This window comes from Pseudofrankia coriaricola (assembly GCF_001854805.1).
Lineage (GTDB): Bacteria > Actinomycetota > Actinomycetes > Frankiales > Frankiaceae > Pseudofrankia.
The window spans coordinates 45,172-64,288 of sequence record NZ_MBLO01000276.1 but is presented as its reverse complement, the minus strand read 5'-3'; the positions used below and the strand labels follow the sequence as shown (position 1 = coordinate 64,288).

General features: G+C 72.5%; 9 protein-coding genes. 6 read left to right on the top strand and 3 right to left on the bottom strand.

All coding sequences use genetic code 11. The annotated features are described in order from the left end of the window. The first annotated feature begins 106 nt into the window (after positions 1–106). Positions 107–1,798, top strand: a complete 1,692-nt coding sequence (locus BCD48_RS50385; RefSeq protein ID WP_116271863.1) for a DUF2029 domain-containing protein — start codon at positions 107–109, stop codon at positions 1,796–1,798. Here BCD48_RS50385 and mptB read toward each other — a convergent pair. After that, positions 1,740–3,452 (bottom strand): polyprenol phosphomannose-dependent alpha 1,6 mannosyltransferase MptB, encoded by a 1,713-nt coding sequence (gene mptB, locus BCD48_RS43860; RefSeq protein WP_241842458.1) that lies wholly within the window; start codon positions 3,450–3,452, stop codon positions 1,740–1,742. The two genes, BCD48_RS50385 and mptB, sit on opposite strands and share 59 nt — an antisense overlap. A gap of 626 nt (positions 3,453–4,078) precedes the next feature. On the opposite strand from mptB, the gene BCD48_RS43855 reads away from it, so the two are divergent. The 4 genes from BCD48_RS43855 to BCD48_RS43835 all read left to right on the top strand — a co-directional run bounded on the left by BCD48_RS43855 (position 4,079) and on the right by BCD48_RS43835 (position 10,815). Continuing rightward, on the top strand, positions 4,079–5,737 hold the full coding sequence (locus BCD48_RS43855) for a hypothetical protein (protein ID WP_491677210.1): 1,659 nt from the start codon (positions 4,079–4,081) through the stop codon (positions 5,735–5,737). Positions 5,738–6,216: 479 nt separating this feature from the next. Continuing rightward, on the top strand, positions 6,217–7,758 hold the full coding sequence (locus BCD48_RS43850; protein ID WP_071054615.1) for a PP2C family protein-serine/threonine phosphatase: 1,542 nt from the start codon (positions 6,217–6,219) through the stop codon (positions 7,756–7,758). A 445-nt stretch (positions 7,759–8,203) separates the two neighbouring features. Further along, complete coding sequence (locus tag BCD48_RS43840; RefSeq protein ID WP_083420130.1) at positions 8,204–9,802, top strand: cytochrome ubiquinol oxidase subunit I; 1,599 nt, start codon at positions 8,204–8,206, stop codon at positions 9,800–9,802. Continuing rightward, complete coding sequence (locus BCD48_RS43835; RefSeq protein ID WP_071054610.1) at positions 9,799–10,815, top strand: cytochrome d ubiquinol oxidase subunit II; 1,017 nt, start codon at positions 9,799–9,801, stop codon at positions 10,813–10,815. The genes BCD48_RS43840 and BCD48_RS43835 overlap by 4 nt, the downstream gene beginning before the upstream one ends. Positions 10,816–10,848: 33 nt before the next feature. On the opposite strand, the gene BCD48_RS43830 is transcribed toward BCD48_RS43835, so the two are convergent. Both BCD48_RS43830 and BCD48_RS43825 read right to left on the bottom strand, forming a co-directional pair. Beyond that, complete coding sequence (locus tag BCD48_RS43830) at positions 10,849–12,468, bottom strand: purple acid phosphatase family protein (RefSeq protein ID WP_071054608.1); 1,620 nt, start codon at positions 12,466–12,468, stop codon at positions 10,849–10,851. Positions 12,469–12,757: 289 nt separating this feature from the next. Next, the gene (locus BCD48_RS43825) at positions 12,758–15,262 is read right to left on the bottom strand and encodes an ATP-dependent Clp protease ATP-binding subunit (RefSeq protein WP_071054606.1); all 2,505 of its coding nucleotides are present in this window, start codon (positions 15,260–15,262) and stop codon (positions 12,758–12,760) included. Between the two features lie 2,322 nt (positions 15,263–17,584). On the opposite strand from BCD48_RS43825, the gene BCD48_RS43820 reads away from it, so the two are divergent. Next, positions 17,585–18,910 carry a glycosyltransferase family 4 protein gene (locus BCD48_RS43820; RefSeq protein WP_241842457.1) on the top strand — a complete coding sequence of 442 codons (1,326 nt, stop codon included), beginning with the start codon at positions 17,585–17,587 and terminating at the stop codon, positions 18,908–18,910. Positions 18,911–19,117 lie beyond the last annotated feature (207 nt).

Below are 19,117 nucleotides of genomic sequence, written 5' to 3'. Positions count from 1 at the left end.
ACAACACGCCGACGGAGCGCGACGCGGCCGCTCGCCGCCGGACGGCAGGGGAGACGACCCCTCGGGCGGCGGCCGTGGCCGACATCGGGACACGGCCGGTGGCGTGGTGAAGGACCTCGAGCGTGTCGACCCCGAGCGTGCCGCCGATCTCGCCGTTCACGGCCGCGGCGCGGTGCCGTCCGGAGACGGCACTCCGGCGGCCGGCGGGACCGGGCTGGTCCCGCCGGCCGGGGCGGCGGGCGCCGGCGCGAGACGCGGCGGGTTTGCTCAGATGGTGGGCCGCTGGCGCGAGCCCTGGTCACGGCGGCGGTTGTGGACGTTCTGGGCGGTGAGCCGGGCGGTTCTCCTGACGTTGGTCTTCGCCGGCCGGGTGCTCGGCGCCCAGCAGGGCGTCCTCGGCGACATCCGGCTCTACGCCGGCTGGGGGGAGTCGTTCGTCCACGGCCATGGGCTGCCGGTGGGCGACGAGACCTGGCAATACCCACCGGGCGCGGTCCTCGTCTTCGCGGTCCCGGCGCTCGCGCGCGCGGTGGCGGGCCTGTCCTATCGGGTCGGCTTCCCGCTGTTCATGGTCGCCGTCGACGCCGCGGTGACCGCCGCCCTCGCCCGAGCCGGCCGGGGGGCCGACGGTCAGGGAACCGCCGGCAGAGCTACCGGAAGCTCTGCCGAGCCGGTTTCACCTGGGATTCCTAGAGGGCCAAAGGAGGTGCGAAAATGCTCCTCCTTCGCATCTCCGGAGGCCGCCGTCCCCAGAAGCACTACTGGAAGGTCGGCGATCCTGCGGGTCTGCCAGGGGGGACCTCCTGGGCCGGGGGCGCGGGTATGGCTGGTGGGCACCCTCCTGCTCGGGCCGGTGACGCTCGCCCGGTTCGACCTGGTACCCGCGGCCTGCGTCGTCGCGGCACTGCTCGCTCTGCGCGCCGGGCGGCCCGGCCGGGTGGGCTTCGCCGTCATGGCCGGCACGCTGGTCAAGGTCTGGCCGGCCTTCCTGCTGGGCGCCGTGGGCCGGCCGTCGGCCCGCGTACTGGCCCGGATGGCCATCGGGGCGGCCTGCGCCGCCGTGGCCGTGGGGCTGGTGCTCGTCGCGGCCGGCGCGGGCGGTGACCTGCTCGGCTTCCTCGGCGCCCAGCGGGCCCGAGGGCTGCAGCTGGAGGCCGTGCCGGCGACCGTCTTCGTCGTCATCCGGATGTCCGGGGCGGGGGAGACGGCCCGGTATTCCTACGGCTCCCTGCAGTTCGGCGACTCGGCCGCGCGCACGGTCGCCACCGTCTGCACCGTGGTCGAGCTGGTGGTGGTCGCGGCCGTCGTGGTCCGCTGGTGGCTGCTGCCCGCCAGATCGCCCGCCTCCGGCGACGCCGACGGAACCTCGGCCGGCTGGGCGGTGGTGGCCTGCGACCGGCTGCTGGCGCTGCTGCTCGTCGTACTCATGACATCGCGGGTGCTCAGCCCGCAGTACCTGCTGTGGGTGCTGGCGGTCGCGGTCACCGGCGTCGCGCTCGCGGGCGGGACCGGCGGGGTCCCTCCCGGTTCGGCGAGGCCCGAGATCTGCCGGCAGGATCGCCGGGACGCCCGCGAGCGACGGTGGGTGGGGCTGATCGTGCTGCTGGCGGCGGTCGCGGTCAGCCAACTGGTCTACCCCTGGCGGTACAACGACGTCATCCAGGGCCGGATCGTCATGAGCCTGGTTCTCGTGGGGCGCAACGTGCTGCTGCTCGTCGCCACCTGGCACGCCGTCCGGGTCAGCCTGGCGTGGCCCACCAGCCAGGCCGCCGCGCCGTCACGGCGCCGGCGGCCGTGACGAGCAGCGCGGCCACCGCGGCCAGCGTCCCCACCAGCGGAGCGGGGAAGGCCGGCCCGTGAGGGCCGAGCAGCCGCCAGGTCTGCGCCAGCGGAGACAGCGTCGCCCCGCACAGCCACACCGAGGTCGCGCACACGATCCCCGCGCCGACCCGGCACCGCCTCCGCGCCAACCCGGCCTCGTCCCGTGACCCGGTGGGCTCTTCGGCCTCGTCGCCCCGAAGGCCCTCCCGGATCATGGGACCATCGCCGCGCTGGTGGGCGACGTGCGCGTCCGCGATGAGGATGGCGAGCATCGGCAGCGCCGGGCCCAGATACCAGGGGTAGAGCACCGGGCTTCCGAGCGCCACCGCGAACCCGCCGATGCCCAGCACGGCGAGCCCGTCCCGCCCGTCGGCCGCCCCGGTGACCGGGCGGCGCCAGGCCCGCCACAACAGGACGACGACGACGGCCGCGGCGGCCGCGAGGGTCACGGTGCGACAGTCGGTGAGCAGCGCCGAATCGCGCCCAGCCGAGACCTGCTGGTCCGCGAGACCGGCCACCGCCGCGACGAGTGAGGCGAGGAGTGACGCGGGCGCGATCCCCGTCGTCAGCTCCCCCGAGGTGGCCAGTGCCTTGATCCAGGTCGGTGGGAACCCGCTGGCCAGCACGCTCAGCCCGAGCACGGCCGCCGCCACGGCCAGGTCGGCCGCCACGGCCACCGCCGCCAGCCCCCACCGGCCGGCCGCCAGGGGCCGGCCGCCCGGCTCGGCCGCCGGTAGTCCCGAGACCGCTAGTCCCGAGACCGCGGGCCGGGAGCCGTCGGCGAGCGGGTCGTGCCGTGCGGCGTCGCGGGCGTGCGCCACGACCAGCCAGGCGAATCCGAGCAGCGTCGTCACCTTGATCGTGCCCGCGAAGCAGGCCAGCGCCGTCGCCGCCATGGCCGCGCCGGAAACGGCCCGGTGAACGGGCCCGCCGGCGGACCTGTTGGACCGCCGACCCCACGGGAACCCCGGGAACCGCGTGAACGGCGGTCGTCCAGGCCGGTGCGTGACCCGGCGTCGGTCGATCAGCAGCGCGCCCGCCAGCGCTCCGGCGGCCAGGGCGTCCAGGTGCATCCCGCCGACGAGGTGGATCACCGTCACCGGGTTCGCGGCGACGAGCGCGAGCACGACGGCCCGGCCTGATGCGCCCTCCTTCGCGCCCGCCCGCCCGGCGTCGCCGGCCGGGTCGGCGGCGCGCGGCAGGCGGTCGACGAGGCGGACGGTGCACGCGACCATCGCCACCACCGCGAGAACCGCGACGACCCGCAACGTCACCAGCGCCACCGTCGGCCCGCCGCCGAGCAGGTGGCCGACCGTCGCGGCGAGCTTCTCCACGGCCACCGCCCCGCCGCCGTATGGGGTGTGCGTATCCCGCCAGCGCGGGTCGACGGCGTTGCTGAACGCGGCGCCCAGGGAGGTGGGCCCGCCTGCCGCCAAGGCCGCCACTCCGTGGGTCGCCGGGTCGAGGCCGCGCCGGGCGAGCTCGCCCTGCGCGGCGTAGGCGTAGGCGTCCCGGCTGAACAGCGGCGGCCCGAGGGCGAACGGCATTCCCCAGGCGATGGCGGCCGTCAGGGCGGCGCGTGGGCCCGCTCGGCCAGACAATGCCCGCCGGACCAGGGTGATCCAGCACACGCACAAGGTGATGACCGCGAGTGCGGCGATTCCGGCAAGGGCGCCCCTTGTGGTGCCGGTGGGCGGAGCTGGTGGGAGAATGCCCCACCAGGGTGTCGGGTCGATTGCGCGCGGATCACGCGGCCCGAGCCGGCCTTCCGCCGTAACTGCGGCAATGGCCGCGCCAGCGCCCGCGACGAGCAGCCAGGCGGTCGCGGAGGTCGCCCGCTTGGTCGCCCGGACGGGGAGTGGGCGAGGACTTGGGAACGTCTGGGAGGTAGCACCGGGTGGCAGGACCGCTCGCCATACCCGGATCCTCGACGGGCCCTCATCGCCGTCGCCCGCCGTCGGAGCCCGAGGAGGAGGCGCCGTCTCCGGCTGCCTCTCCCGCGCCGCCGGCGCCGCCGGCCGGGCCGTCTCCTGAGGCCGTGGAGCCGCGGACGGACCAGGGGCCAAGCCATGCCGCACCTGGCGATGATCCGGCTCCGTCACTCCCGCCGACCTCCTCACTCGTTGATGCCAGCCTCCCGGCCGTCGGGGCCCCGGATGCCGGGATCCTGGCGGCCGCGGCTCTGGAGGCGGCGGCCCCGGCCCCGGCGGCCCCGGCCGCGGGCGCCGTCGGGGCGCTGGCCGGGCTTCCATCATCGGTGCCCACGCCGCCCGGGGCGTTCCGGCCCCCTTACGGACGCCCCGGCGGCTGGGGGGCCGTCCGGCGAGCGGTGGTCCGGTCCGGGCTGTTCGTCGGCCGGGCGGTGCGGGCGCGGCCCTGGCTGCTGACCGCCGCGCTGTGCGCGCTGACGCTGGGCCTCGGCCTCACCGGGCCGGACACGCCGGCGCAGGAGTACCGGGTCTGGCTGTTCGAGCACGGCGGCGCGCGGCTCTGGGACAACCAGTGGTACGGCGGGCACACGGTGCTCGGCTACAGCGTGCTGTTCCCGCCGCTCGGAGCGCTGTTCGGGACGCGGCTGCTCGGGGCGCTGTCCTGTGTCGCGTCGACGGTGCTGGTGGCGCGGCTGCTGCGCGGGCCGCGCCGCCGCCGCGGCCACCACGACCTCGCGGTCCTCTGGTTCGCCGCCGTGACCGTCGCGAACCTCGTCGTCGGCCGCGGCGCCTTCGCGCTGGGGATGGCGTTCGGCGCGCTCGCGCTGGTGGGCGTGCGGGAGCGGCGCGCCTGGGTCGCCTGGGTGGGGGCGATTGGCGCGTCGCTGTCCTCGCCGCTGGCCGGCGCGTTCGTGCTGCTGGTGGCCGCGGCGCTGGTCGGCAGCCTGCCGTGGCGGCGGATCCTGCCGATGGTGGGGGCGGTCAGCGGCCTCGTGGTGTCGCTGGTCTTTCCCGAGGAGGGCGTCCAGCCCTTTCCCGCGCTCACCTATCTCTGCCTGCTGGCGTTGATCGGCGGCGGCCTGCTGGTGGTGCCGCGCCGCGAGCGGGCCGTGCGCCGCGGCCTGCTGCTGTGGGCGGCGTCGGCGACGGTGTTCTTCTTTGTGCCCTCGTCCGTCGGCGGCAACATCACCCGTCCGGCGACGCTGCTCGCCGGACCGATGGCCGCCGTGCTGCTCGCCCGCCGGCCGCGGGTTCTGCTGGTCGTCGCGATACCGCTGATCGGCTGGTCGATCGGGCCGGTACACGGCGCGTTGATAACCCAGGGCGACCCATCCGCCTCCCCCGGCTACTACACCGGGCTGCTCACGTATCTCGATCGTGATGACGGCCTGGTCCCGGCCGGCCGGGTCGAGATCCCGTTCACCAAGGCCCACTGGGAGGCCCGCTACGTCGCGCCGCACGCCGAGATGGCCCGCGGCTGGCTGCGGCAGCTGGACACGAAGGACAACGCGCTCTTCTACGACGGGACACTGACGGCCAGCACGTACCACGACTGGCTGCTGACCCGGGGCGTCACCTACGTGGCGCTGCCGAATGTGCCGCTCGACGCGTCGGGGCAGGCCGAGGCCAAGCTGCTGCGCTCCGGCCTGCCCTACCTCGACCTCGCCTGGCAGGACGACAACTGGAAGGTCTGGATCGTCACCGACTCGAGCGGGCTGGTGCGGGGGCCGGCCACGCTGACCGAGCTTGGCGTCAGCTCCGTCGCGGTCGACTTCCAGTCGCCGGGCGTGGCGACTGTCCTGGTGCATTTCACCTCGCTCTGGTCGATCACGGAGGGCAACGTCTGCGTGTTCCGCGCCGCCGGCGACTGGACCGGGATCCTTGCCGAGTCCCCGGGACCGGTGCGGCTGTCGGCGCGCCTGTCCGTCGACGGCCTCACCAAGGCCAGCGCCCTGGACTGCCCTGCCGACCAGCGCGTGCACTGACAAACGTGCGTACTGACAAAACGTGCGCGCCGATATGTGCGGGCCTTCGGGCGCGCGCGAGGCCTCGTCCTTGTCGCCGCGGGCGGCCCCTGGGTATCCGGGGCTGCCTCCGGCCGGCGAAACCCCGGGCTCCGGACGGAGATCCGCGGATCGGCGCCAGCCCGATCTCCTGGGAAGCGCCTTTGGCCTGAGACCGCTCTTCGAGCACCGCGAAAGGGTGACGGGCCCGCCAATACGCGGGGGTTGTCATGCGCGCGGGCGGTTCAGGTGGAAGATGGCTAGATGACCAAGCCGGTGTCGGTGTTCCGACACTTTCCCTCGGGGCCATGGTCTGGCGTCTTTGTTAGGACCAACGGGACAGATACCGGCGGTCGGGCATGCCCGCGATCTGGCAGCATGACCGGCACGATCAGTTTCGCCGAATGGCGGTCCGCGTCAGGTCGGCTTGATCGACGGCGCGGTGGTGGGGTACGGAGGCCATGAAGAGCTCACTGCTACCGATCATGCTGATCGTCGTGCTCGTCGTGGGCGCCACGGTTTTCGTCGTGCTGTCCAGCCGCTCGGGCCGGACGCACTACGGCCCGGGTGGTCTGCGGCCACCCACCGTCGAGCCCGGGCGGGACGACCGCCCGCGCGGCCGTCGGGCCGGCCGCAGCCGGGACCACCCTGGCGGCCGTGGCGGAGCCAGCGGCACGCGCCGGTCCGCCGCGGGTGACGGCTACTCCTCGGACGCGGCGAACCTCGTACCTGGCTTCGGGCCGGCCGCGCCCGCCGACGGCCGCGCCGGAGCACGGGCGAGCGCGGCCGAAGGCAAGCCGGCGGCGGCCGGCGGCCCGGCTGGGCCGGCTGATCCCGCTGGCCCGGGACCTGCCCCTGACCTTGACGCGCGCCGCGTCGACCATGCCTGGAGTGATGACGTGACGACGCAGGTTCCCACCGGCGACGGCGGCTGGCCGGACGACGACCGGGACCCGGAGGCCACCGGCTGGGCTCCGCCACCCAGCGGGCCGCCGCATCCCGGGGCGGCCCAGGCCGGGCCGGCCGGTGGGGGCTCGGCGCCCGGGAGGGATGTCGTGGACACCACCTGGGCGGCCGACGAGGCGGCGTGGACCGTCCAGCCCTCCGCGAGCCAGTTGCCGGTACCTGAGCCGCCCAGGCAACAGCCCGCGCCGGACGCGCCGACCGTGCCGTCGGCGGGACCGCCCGCGCCCGCCGCGGCCTCTCCCGTCCCACCGGCTCCGGCGCCCCCGGGGGCCCCGCCCGCCGTGCCCGTCACGACCCCCGGGCCGTACGTCGCCGACGAACCTGAGCATTTCAGCGCGCCGCCGTTGCGGCTGTCCGCCGCCGGGCGGACGCGGCGTGGCAAGCGCGGCGGCCCGAACGAGGACGCCTTCGTGGTCGTCGACGGCCTGCTCGCCGTCTCCGACGGTGTGGGCGGCGAGGCGGCCGGGCAGATCGCCTCCACGCTCGCTGTCACCACGGTCGCGGGCTTCCGGCCGCAGTACGCCGCCGACCCCCGCGAGGGGCTGCGCGCGGCCGTGGAGCGCGCGAACCGGGTGGTGCGGGAGCGCCCCAAGTCCGAGCCGTCCTGGCGGGGCATGGCCTGCACCCTCGACGTCGTCGTGCTCGGCCGGCAGGAGACGACCGGGCGCACCCTCACCGTCGCGCACGTCGGCGACAGCACCGTCTGGCTGCAGCCGGGCAGGGGCGAGCCACGTCAGCTCACCACCCCGCACGCCATCACGGGGGGCCCGCTGCTCAACGCGATCGGCCTGGCGGACGAGGTCGAGATGGACCTGTTCCAGGTGGAGGTCCAGGCGGGCGACCGGGTGGTGCTCTCCAGCGACGGCATGACCAAGGTGATGAAGCCAGAGCAGCTGTACGGCCTGCTCCACCAGCTCGCCAGTGATCCGCCCGAGCGCGCCGCCGACGCGCTCGTCGAGGCGGCGCTGCTCGCCGGCGCCAGGGACGACACCACGGTCGTCGTCGCCGACCTGGTGCCCGAGCCGACGCCGCGCTAGACACCGCGCGGCCCGCCAGCTCACGAGGCCGCCGCTCCACCCACGAGGCCCGGCCGGGGCGACACCGTCAGGTGTCCGCCCCGGCCGGGCCTCGTCGTCTCCGGACCGGCCGTCGCGGCGGGCATGGCGGCCGCCGGCTCCGGACGGCCGTCGATCTCGGCACCGCCGGTCTGTCGTGATCCGTCCTCGGGGCGCGTCCGTGATGTGTGGGGCATCTCGTCGTGTTCCCCGCCTCGGGCGGTGGCGGGAGCCGCGCCCGCGATTATTCTACGACTTGTAGAAGTTTCTACGTTGCGTAGAACCTAGAGTCGGTCACCATCGACGCCGGCCAGGACACAACCGGGACGGCCCGCTGTCCCGGTCAGGCGGGGCAGACGGCCGCCATGGCGCCGGCCCCGCCCGCGGCTCGGACGTCAGGGCACCGCCGGCTCGGAAGGGACCGCTGATGGTCCTCGGCTCACCGGCGATCACCGAGGCTGCCGCCCGGATCGCCGAGTCCCAGGCTGCCGGCTCGCTCGCGCTCGCGCGCGGGCAGACCGCCTTCAGCCTCGCGTTCCACATCTGCTTCGCCGTCTTCGGCGTCGGTATCCCGTGGCTGTTGCTGTACACCGAGGGCAGGTGGCTGCGGACCGGTGACGAGACGTGGCTCGCCCTGACGAAGAAGTGGTCGCGGGCGTTCGCCGTGCTCTTCGCCGTCGGCGCCGTCTCCGGCACCGTGCTCTCGTTCGAGTTCGGGCTGCTCTGGCCGGCGTTCATGGCCCGCTACGGCGGCGCCCTCGGGCTCTCGTTCACCCTCGAGGGCTTCGCGTTCTTCGCCGAGGCGATCTTCCTTGGGATGTACCTCTACGGCTGGAAGCGCCTCTCGCCCCGGGCGCACTGGCTGACGCTCTGGCCGATCGCGATCGCCGGGACGCTGTCGACGCTGTTCATCATCACCGCGAACGCCTGGATGAACGTGCCGGACGGGGTGGTGGAGACGGCGGACGGCAGGGTCATCGCGGCCGAGCCGCTGGCGCCGCTGCGCAGCCCGTCCGCGCCGCCGCAGGTCGCGCACATGCTGCTCGCCGCGCTGATGTGCACCGGCGGGGTGGTCGCGGGGATCTACGCCGTCGGAATGCTGCGCGGCCGCCGCGACACCTACCACCTCCGGGGCCTGCGGGTGGGCCTCGTCGTCGTGCTGGTCTGCGCCCCGCTGCAGCTGGTCGTCGGCGACTGGGCGGGCCGGGTCGTCGGCGCGCGCCAGCCGGTCAAGCTGGCCGCGATGGAGGGCCTGCACGACACCCGCGACCACGCGCCGCTCACGATCGGCGGGCTGTACGACCCGAAGACCGGCGAGGTCCGCTACGGCATCGACATTCCGGACGGACTGTCGCTGCTGGAGGGGTTCGATCCCGACCACGTCGTCACCGGGCTGGACGCGGTACCGGCGGACGAGCGGCCGAACGCCACGATCGTGCATCTCGCGTTCGACACCATGGTCGGGCTCGGCACAGCGCTGATCGCGCTGTCGGCGCTGGTCGGTGGGGTGGCGCTGCGCCGGCGACGGCGCGGGCGGCGGCCCCTTCTCCCCACCGGCCGACCGTGGCTGCTCGCGGCGGTGGCGAGCGGGCCGGCGTCGGTGCTCGCGATGCTCGCCGGCTGGGAGGTCACCGAGGGCGGCAGGCAGCCCTGGATCGTCCAGGGCCGGATGCGGGTGGCCGACGCGGTCACCACCACCGGCGGGATCGGCTGGATCTTCGGCGGCACGCTCGCGCTGTACCTGGGCCTCGCGGCCGCGCTCGTGCTCATCCTGCGCCGGATGGCCACCGGGGGCCCCGGCTACGAGCCGCGGACCCCGACCGAAGGGCCGCCGACCGAGCCGTACCCACCCGATCCCGATCGTCCGGATCCCGACTGCCCGGAGGACTCCGAGCGCCCCGGCGACGAGGACCCCGCCGCCGAGGCGCCGGCCGTCGCCGCCGTCGTCCCGGCTGCCCCGGCTGCCCCGGCTGCCCCGGCTGTCCAGGCCGGCCAGGCCGCGCGGAACAACGGGGCGGGACGATGAGCGCGGCGGACCTGCTCGTCGTCGTCATGGTCGTCGGCCTGACCGCGTACGCCCTGCTCGCCGGCGCGGACTTCGGCGGCGGCCTCTGGGACCTGCTGGCCCACGGCCGGGACGCCAGGGATCAGCGGGCGCTCATCGCCGGCTCCCTCGGCCCGGTCTGGGAGGCCAACCACGTCTGGCTGATCTTCGTGATCGTCGCCCTGTTCAGCGGGTTCCCGGCCGCGTTCGGCGTGGTCGGGTCCACGCTGGAGGTTCCGCTGGTGGGTGCGCTCCTGGGGATCGTGCTGCGCGGCGCCGCCTACGTCTACCGCGCCTACGGCGGCGGGGCGGCGGGCCCGGACCACTGGTGGGGCAGGGTGTTCGCCGCCGCGTCCGTGCTCACGCCGTTCTCGCTCGGTGTCGCGGGCGCGGCACTGGCCACCGGCGACCTCGACGGTGGCGCTCCGTTCGCCCCGCTGACGGGCGCCTTCGGCGTGGTCTGTGGGCTGTTCACGGTCGCGGTCACGGCCTTCCTCGCCGCGGTTTACCTGTGCCGGGACGCGGCGGCGCGGCCGGAGACCACCCACCTCGTCGCCGGCCTGCGGCGCCGCGCCCTGGCCTCGGCGGTGGTGGCCGGCGCGCTCGCGGCCGCCCTGCTGCCGCTGCTCTGGTCGGACGCGCCGATCGTCGCGGACCGGTTCGCCGCCCGGTCGGTACCGCTCGTAGCGGCATCAGCCGTCGGCGGGCTCGGGGCGCTGGCGCTGGTGTGGCGGCGGCGGTTCACGGCGGCGCGGCTCGCCGCCGGGCTCGCGGCCGCCGCCGTGCTGTGGGGCTGGGCGGTCGCACAGTACCCGGACATCGTGGTGGGTCAGGCGACGGTCGACGGTGCCGCGGCGCCGGAGGCGAACCTGCGTGCCCTGCTTGTCGCGATCGCCGCAGGGATGCTCGTGATCCTTCCGGCGCTGGTCGCGCTGTTCAGGCTGTTCGCCCACCCGGAACCAGCCGAACCGGTCGAACCGGCGGGGCCGGCCTAACCGGCGGGGCGGGCGGAACCGGCGGGGCCCCGGTCAGGCCGGGGCGCCGTCGCGGCGGGGGCGGGTGAAGAGCACCTCGTCGAACGGCGGCTCGTCCGGCGCGAGCGAGTCGTGGACGGTGAGCCGGATGGTCGTCGTCCCACCGGGGAGGCCAGGGTCGACGTGGAGGGCGGCGAAGGCGTACGGGTGGTCGGTGGAGCGCGCGGCGAGCCACGGCGCCCCCTCCGTCACGTGGATGGTGCGCCGGCGGCTGACGGGGCTCTTCCCGAATCGGCGGCGGACGGGTGCGGCCGGCGGGTCCGGCGGCTCCGGCCGGACGACCACCCGGCCGGCCGGCGGGTCGAACAGCGCGCCCGTGCTCGGCGACGACGAGCCGCCGGTGCCGATGATGATGTGCACGGTTCCGGTGGTCGTGTCGACGGCCTCGTCGGCGAGCGCCAGTCCGGGTGAGGCCGCCGTTCTCGCCGCCATCGCCGCCATCGCCGCCATTGGCACCGTGGGCGCCGTGGGCGACACCGCCGCGCCGGTGGACGCGGCGGTGGCGTTCGCGGGTACGACCGGGCGCGGCGTCAGCACCGGCGATCCTGGTATGACGCCGCGGACCGGGTGGGTCCGCTCGTAGTGGTGCTCATGGCCGCAGAGGACCAGATCGACCTCGTAACGGTCGAACAGCGGCAGCCACTCCTCGCGCAGACCAAGATCGCCGCCATTGTGGTAAGCGGCGGTGGACACCGCCACCTGGTGTATCGCGACGATCACCCAGTCAATCTCGGGGTCGGCGCGGGCCGCGCGCAGGGTCCGCTCCAGCCAGGCCGTCTGCCGGCCTTCGCTGAACCCGCGCAGGTAGACCAGCCCATGCTCCTGGTAGCAGGCGTCCTCGCCGAAGAGCACGACGAAGCGGACGCGGCCGACGGCGAAGGTGTACCAGAGTTCGCGGAAGTCGCCGCCGGCGCCGTTGTCCGGCAGCTGGAAGTAGGCCTGGTACGGGTCGAGCCCGAACCGGCCGAGCTCACGCTCGCTCTCGTGGTTCCCGGCGACCGGCATCCACGGCCGGCGGCTGGCCGAGGGGGCGACCATCCGGAACCAGTCCGCCCAGACCTGGGACGGGTCGCGCCGCAGGCTCGCGTACGACAGGTCACCGAGGGCGAGGTGGAACAGCGGAGCCAGCATGTCGACCGCGGCGACGACCGCCCCGGAGGCCGGACTGCCGTAGGGGTCGTCCTCCTGGTCCGTGCCGTGGTCACCGAAGCAGGTGAACGTGAAGGTCGCGCCGGCCACGCTGGCCCCGTTCGCGCCCTCGCGCGCGCCGGTCGTGCCGCTCGTGCCGCCCGCGCGCGGAGCCGTGCGGAACTCGCCGGTGGACGGCTCCTCGCCGCCAAGCGGAGGGAAGATCTCGTAGCGGTAGCGGACGCCCGGCCGCAGCCCTACCAGCGTCGCGTGCTGGACGTGGATCCTTCGGCGGGCGGCGTCCCGGTAGGTCCTGGTCGTCGCATACGCCTCGCCCGCCTCGGCCGCGTCCGGGTCGACCGGCGCGAACCGTGCCATCGGCCGGGATACCGGTCCGTCCGTAAGCCAGGACACGACCATCGACGTGGCCGGGTCCACCCCGAACGTCAGATGAACCCCGCCGCCGTCCGCCACCCGCCGCGTCACGGCCGTTCGCCCCCCGTTCTCAACCTGGTGCTCTTCTCCTGACATGCCAGAGGGCGGTCACGGAGTCCGTGACCGCCCTCCCGCCCCTACTTACTCGCCCCTACTCGCCGCCGACGCAGACGGCAGCTCGCCACCAGTCCAGCCGGCAGCCAGCGCCAACCCAGCCACCACACCGCCCCGGCTCCAGAGTCGGCCCGGCTTAGTACGCCAGCCCGGAACCACGTTGGCCGGCGCTCCGCGCCGGCGGCGGAGCGGCGATGGTCGCGCTAGCGACCCTGAGCCGACCGCCCTATTCGTTGGACTTCGCCAGGTCGATCGGCGGGGTGTCGGGGACCGAGCTGGGCTTGGTCTCACCGCGGAAGATGAACTTCGCGTCCTCGCCCTCGCCCTCGGCGTCCCCGATGACGATCTCGCCGGGCTTGAGCGTCCCGTACAGGATCTTCTCGGAGAGGACGTCCTCGATCTCCCGCTGGATCGTCCGGCGCAGCGGCCGGGCGCCCAGCACCGGGTCGTACCCGCGGATGGCGAGCAGGGCCTTGGCGGCCGGAGTCAGCTCCAGCGCCATGTCCTTGTTCTTCAGCTGCGAGTCCACCCGGGCCAGCATGAGGTCGACGATCTGGATGATCTCGTCCCTGCTCAGCTGGTGGAAGACGATGATGTCGTCGATGCGGTTGAGGAACTCCGGCCGGAAGTGCTGCTTGAGCTCGTCCTGGACCCTCGCCTTCATCCGCTCGTAGTCGACCGCGCCCTGACCGGTGGCGAAGCCGATGCCCGGGCCCTTGGAGATGTCGCGGGTGCCCAGGTTCGACGTCATGATCAGGACGGTGTTCTTGAAGTCGACCACCCGGCCCTGGGAGTCGGTCAGGCGACCGTCCTCCAGGATCTGCAGGAGCGTGTTGAAGACGTCCGGGTGCGCCTTCTCGACCTCGTCGAACAGCACCACCGAGAACGGCTTGCGCCGCACCCGCTCGGTGAGCTGGCCACCCTCCTCGTAACCGACATAGCCGGGCGGGGAGCCCACCAGTCGCGAGACGGTGTGCTTCTCCATGTACTCGGACATGTCGAGCTGGATGAGGGCGTCCTCGTCGCCGAAGAGGAACTCCGCCAGCGTCTTGGACAGCTCGGTCTTACCGACACCGGACGGGCCGGCGAAGATGAACGAGCCGCCGGGGCGCTTCGGGTCCTTCAGGCCGGCGCGGGTACGTCGGATCGCCTGGGAGACGGCCTTGATGGCCTGCTGCTGGCCGATGACCCGCTTGTGCAGCTCGTCCTCCATGCGCAGGAGGCGGGCCGTCTCCTCCTCGGTGAGCTTGAAGACCGGGATGCCCGTCCAGATGGCGAGCACCTCGGCGATCTCCTCGTCGCCCACCTCGGCGACGACGTCCATGTCGCCGGCCTTCCACTCCTTCTCGCGCTTCGCCTTCTCCGCGAGGAGGGTCTTCTCCTTGTCGCGCAGCGACGCCGCCTTCTCGAAGTCCTGCGCGTCGATCGCGGACTCCTTGTCGCGGCGGACGTTGGCGATCCGCTCGTCGAACTCGCGCAGGTCCGGCGGCGCGGTCATCCGGCGGATGCGCATCCGGGAGCCGGCCTCGTCGATCAGGTCGATCGCCTTGTCCGGCAGGAAGCGGTCCGAGATGTACCGGTCGGCCAGCGACGCGGCGGCGACCAGGGCGGCGTCGGTGATCGAGACACGGTGGTGCGCCTCGTACCGGTCGCGCAGGCCCTTGAGGATCTCGATGGTGTGCGCCACCGACGGCTCCGCGACCTGGATCGGCTGGAACCGGCGCTCCAGCGCCGCGTCCTTCTCCAGGTGCTTGCGGTACTCGTCCAGCGTCGTCGCGCCGATGGTCTGCAGCTCACCACGAGCCAGCATCGGCTTGAGGATCGACGCGGCGTCGATCGCGCCCTCGGCGGCACCCGCGCCGACGAGCGTGTGCAGCTCGTCGATGAACAGGATGATGTCGCCGCGGGTGCGGATCTCCTTGAGGACCTTCTTAAGCCGCTCCTCGAAGTCACCGCGGTAGCGCGAGCCGGCGACCAGCGCGCCCAGGTCGAGCGTGTACAGCTGCTTGTCCTTGAGCGTCTCGGGCACCTCGCCCTTGACGATCGCCTGCGCCAGGCCCTCGACGACCGCGGTCTTGCCGACACCGGGCTCGCCGATCAGGACCGGGTTGTTCTTGGTCCGGCGGGACAGCACCTGCATGACCCGCTCGATCTCCTTCTCGCGCCCGATGACCGGGTCGAGCTTGGACTCGCGGGCGGCCGCGGTCAGGTTGCGGCCGAACTGGTCGAGCACCAGCGACGTCGACGGCGTGCCCTCGGACGGGCCGCCGGCCGTAGCCGGTTCGCCCTTGCCCTGGTAGCCGGACAGGAGCTGGATGACCTGCTGGCGGACCCGGTTGAGGTCGGCGCCGAGCTTCACCAGCACCTGGGCGGCAACGCCCTCACCCTCGCGGATCAGGCCGAGGAGGATGTGCTCGGTGCCGATGTAGTTGTGACCGAGCTGCAGCGCCTCGCGCAGGGACAGCTCGAGGACCTTCTTCGCGCGCGGGGTGAACGGGATGTGACCGCTGGGGGCCTGCTGGCCCTGGCCGATGATCTCTTCAACCTGCGACCGCACACCCTCGAGCGAGATCCCCAGCGACTCCAGCGCCTTCGCCGCGACACCCTCACCCTCGTGGATCAGGCCGAGGAGGATGTGCTCGGTGCCGATGTAGTTGTGGTTGAGCATCCTGGCCTCTTCTTGAGCCAGGACGACGACCCGACGTGCCCGGTCGGTGAATCTCTCGAACATGTGCGCTCCTTCGAGCTGCGACCGACCACACGACAGCCGGTATCCGCATGCTAGCTCCGCCGAGGCATGTCCTCACGCATCGAACAGAAACCTACCCGTCAGAACCCGTCCACCTCGTCGCGGACGGGGCCGACATCGCTGTCGCGCCCCGATGGGCTCAGACGTCTACCTCGATGTCTACGACAACCGTGGCGGAGCAGGCATGATTCCGTCACGGCGTTCCGCCGAGAGCGGAAACGCGCAGGCCTGGGTGGAGGGCGGCGTGTGCCAGGGTCTTGGACCGCCGTCTCGGCCGCCGGTCCTCCGAGTGACGCTGGGGGGCGGCGGCGCAGGTGCTGCACGGGAGAGTCAAGGCGAGGCTCTCTCCCCTCTCCGCTTCAGTCGTTACTGTACGTTACGGATCACCGGATGTCGCTGTGGAGCCAGCCAGTCGGATTCACATCACATAGTCGCCCTGGGTGATCGAACCAATACTCTACGTGGTCGGACTGCAAATGGATCGGCTTCGCGAGGGAAACGCGTCGACGCTGGTGGATGTTGCCCGGTTCATTGTTGGATGTTGCCCGGTTCAATCGAGCACGTGGCCTGGCGACCCAGCTGACGGGGCGACACAAGGACTTAGCAGGAAATGCCCCAGCATCGGCGCGGTAGTTGCGCGAACCCAGCGACCTCCGATCGGCCGACTCGGGAGACTGGGGCGACTGGGCGGCACGGTCAGGCGGGTTCTGCCGGCCTCCCCATGCGGCCTTGCCCTGAAGGGCCGGACGGATCGCTACCGTCCGCCGAGACGACGCACTGCTCCGCTATGCCCGAGCGGTCACCGATCCGGACCTCCAGTGGACCTACCGCCGGTACCGGGCCGGGGTCGAGCGGCCCGCGGCCCGGCTCATCCGCGGCGGCCGTCGGTTACGCCGCCGCGACCTGGCCAAGAGCGACCTCCCACCGAACGATCGTGACGCCGTAACCAGCCCGTCGACTCACCGTGCTCGATGCCGCCCGCGCCCGCGACACCTGGACGCGCTGGACCGCGGCCTGACACAGGAACCGCGGCCACAGAGCGCTCGCGCCGGTCGGCTCCCACGACGCCCGGTAGATATATGGACACTGATCCCGGCCCTTACGGTCACGATCTTCGTTCTTACGATCACGATCTTCGGCGGGATCTCCTGGCGTCGCTCAGGGCGACTATCCGGACGTCGCGCCCCGGGATACAGCCCGGCCCTCGCCGGGACGGGCAAACCAGTCTTCGACGGCGACCGGGATCGTTTCGCGGCGGCGGGCCACAAGACCCATTCCGCGTGGCCGAAGGCCCCTGCTTGAATGGTCGTCGCGCTTCCGCGCCGCCAGGGTTCGGCTGCTTGCGCAGTGCCACCGCGAGCCCGCCTGCGCGACCGAGCAGTGGCGCCGTGGGGGCGAATAGCTATGTCATCCCAACGGTTGTTGAGTAGATCAATCCATGGTCAATGGTGGCGGGGTGTCTGGTAGCCGGGCCCTACGGACACGTGAAAGGTGCGGTCGTCGCGAGCTCTCCAGGTGTGGTCGTCACCTGGCGTGTGCGCCGGTGGTAGATCGGGACGGCTGGCGTCCGTGGTTGCCGAACCAGCCGCGGCCGACTGGGCGGCAATACGCCATACCGGACTACGCCGATAGGACGAGATCGTTCGCGACCGCCGGTGGGCGGCAACCGCGGCGTCCAAGGGGTCGCCGAACATCCGGCGCACCCGGCTGTCGTGTGGCTGGACGACATGACTACTGGGCATTGTGGCGGAGGTCACCCGATGCATCCCTGGTGATATGTGGTCCCCTATATCCGGTTATCTTCCAATTATCGCCAGCGTCGACGCACTGTGCGTCCGGGCTCGTTGCCACCGTCACGCCTGGCGTTGGCTCGTCGTTTGGATCCATGGCTGTCGGGGCGGCTCCGAAGCGTCGCCGAGAGACAGTGCGCAGGTCGGACCCTGTCCGTGGGGATCACCGGTGGTCGAGGCGTGGCACGACGAGGAGGCTCGGCCGTCGGGCCTGGGGCGGGCCTGACGGTTACGCCGCGGTTACTTTGCAGTTCACTCGCTGCGGGAATTAGGGAAGCCACTTGCCGCCCCGGACGGTTGCGGTAGCATTCCCAGCGGGGATCAAGCGGGTCCGGCGTCGGAGTGGTTGCGTATTGCCTCGGTCCGTCGTCGACACTGTGCGCCGCAGGGGTCACAAATTTGTTTCGCCCGGGAGTCGCGCCTGTTTGTGAAGGGTGAACGTCGGCTGGACAGCCGGCGGGCGACTCCCATACCACCTGGGGGGGGAATGGTGGGGCAAGAAGAGGTCGGACTCGTGTCATCCATCGACGCGCCGTCGACCGCCTACTCGCTGAACGGCCATTCGGCCGGCACGCTGGATTCGACGCTCGACGCGGAACGCGCGGGCGTGACCAGCCTCGGTGCCGGTGGCCGGCGGCGCGGGCGACGAGTGCTCATCGTGGTCCAGAACCTGCCGGTTCGTATTGACCGGCGGGTCTGGCAGGAGGCTCAGTCGCTGGTCAAGGCCGGCTACGTAGTCTCGGTCATCTGTCCACGGGGCCCTGGCGAGCGCAGGCATCAGGTCGCCGACGGGGTCCACATCTGGACGTATCGAGGAGCGCCCCAGACGGCGGGTGTGCTGAGCTACGTCCTCGAGTTTGGCTACTGTTGGCTGCGCACATTTCTTCTGTCGTTCATGGTCGCGTGGCGAACCGGCTTCGATGTGATCCAGGCGTGTAACCCGCCGGACACATACTGGGCGCTCGCGTTGTTCTACAAGCCGTTCGGTAAGAAGTTTGTCTTCGACCACCACGACCTGTGCCCCGAGGTCTACCGGTCCCGTTTCCAACGGGATGGTGACCTGCTGCACCGACTGCTGTTGTTGCTGGAGCGCGGCAACCAGCGGTTCGCTGACCACGTGGTGGTTACGAACGAGTCCTACCGGCAGATCGCGCTGACCCGCGGGCAGCGTGACCCCGAGGATGTCACGATCGTCCGCAGCGGCCCCGACCCGGCCAAGCTGCATCCCGTGCCTCCCCGCCCGGAGCTTCGCCGTGGGCGTGCGCACATGGCCGCCTACCTGGGTGTCATGGGTCCGCAGGACGGTGTCGACGGGCTGGTGGAGGCGATCGACTACTACGTTCACGTGCTGGGTCGCGCCGACTGCCACTTCGTGCTCATGGGCTTCGGTGACTGCCTGGCTCTCCTGAAGGAGCAGGTGAGCCGGCTGGACCTGGACGACTGGGTCGAGTTCACCGGTCGAGCCGATGATCAGATGATCAAGGATTATCTGTCGTCGGCGGACGTCGGCCTCTCCCCGGACCCGCGCAGCCCGCTGAACGAGGTCTCCACCATGAACAAGACGCTCGAGTACATGGCGTTCGGCCTGCCAGTCGTCGCCTATGACCTCACCGAGACGCGGGTCAGCGCCGCCGGGGCCGCCATATATGCGGCCACTGACGACCCGAAGTCGTTCGCGGACGCGCTGGGTGAGCTCATCGACGATCCAGGGAAGCGCGAGGAGCTGGGCCTGACCGGGCAGAAGCGCATCGAAAACGAGCTCTCGTGGCGACATTCCGCTCGCGAGTACGTCCAGGTCTACGACCGGCTACTCTGCGCTGTCACCGTCGCGCAGGCCTGAGGGGGCGCGACCGAGATGCCAGCGGTTGCGACCGGCGCGCGGCATCCCACGGCTCGACGAACTTCTCCTCGCTGGCCTTGGGCCAGGAACTGGTAAGCGCCTGGTTCCGGCGACAAGGTTGCCCGGCCGACAGAAACGACGGCCGGCGTGCCCTGGCACCATGACGAACGCGTCCCAGCGAACAGGCCGACCGATACCGGCCCACAC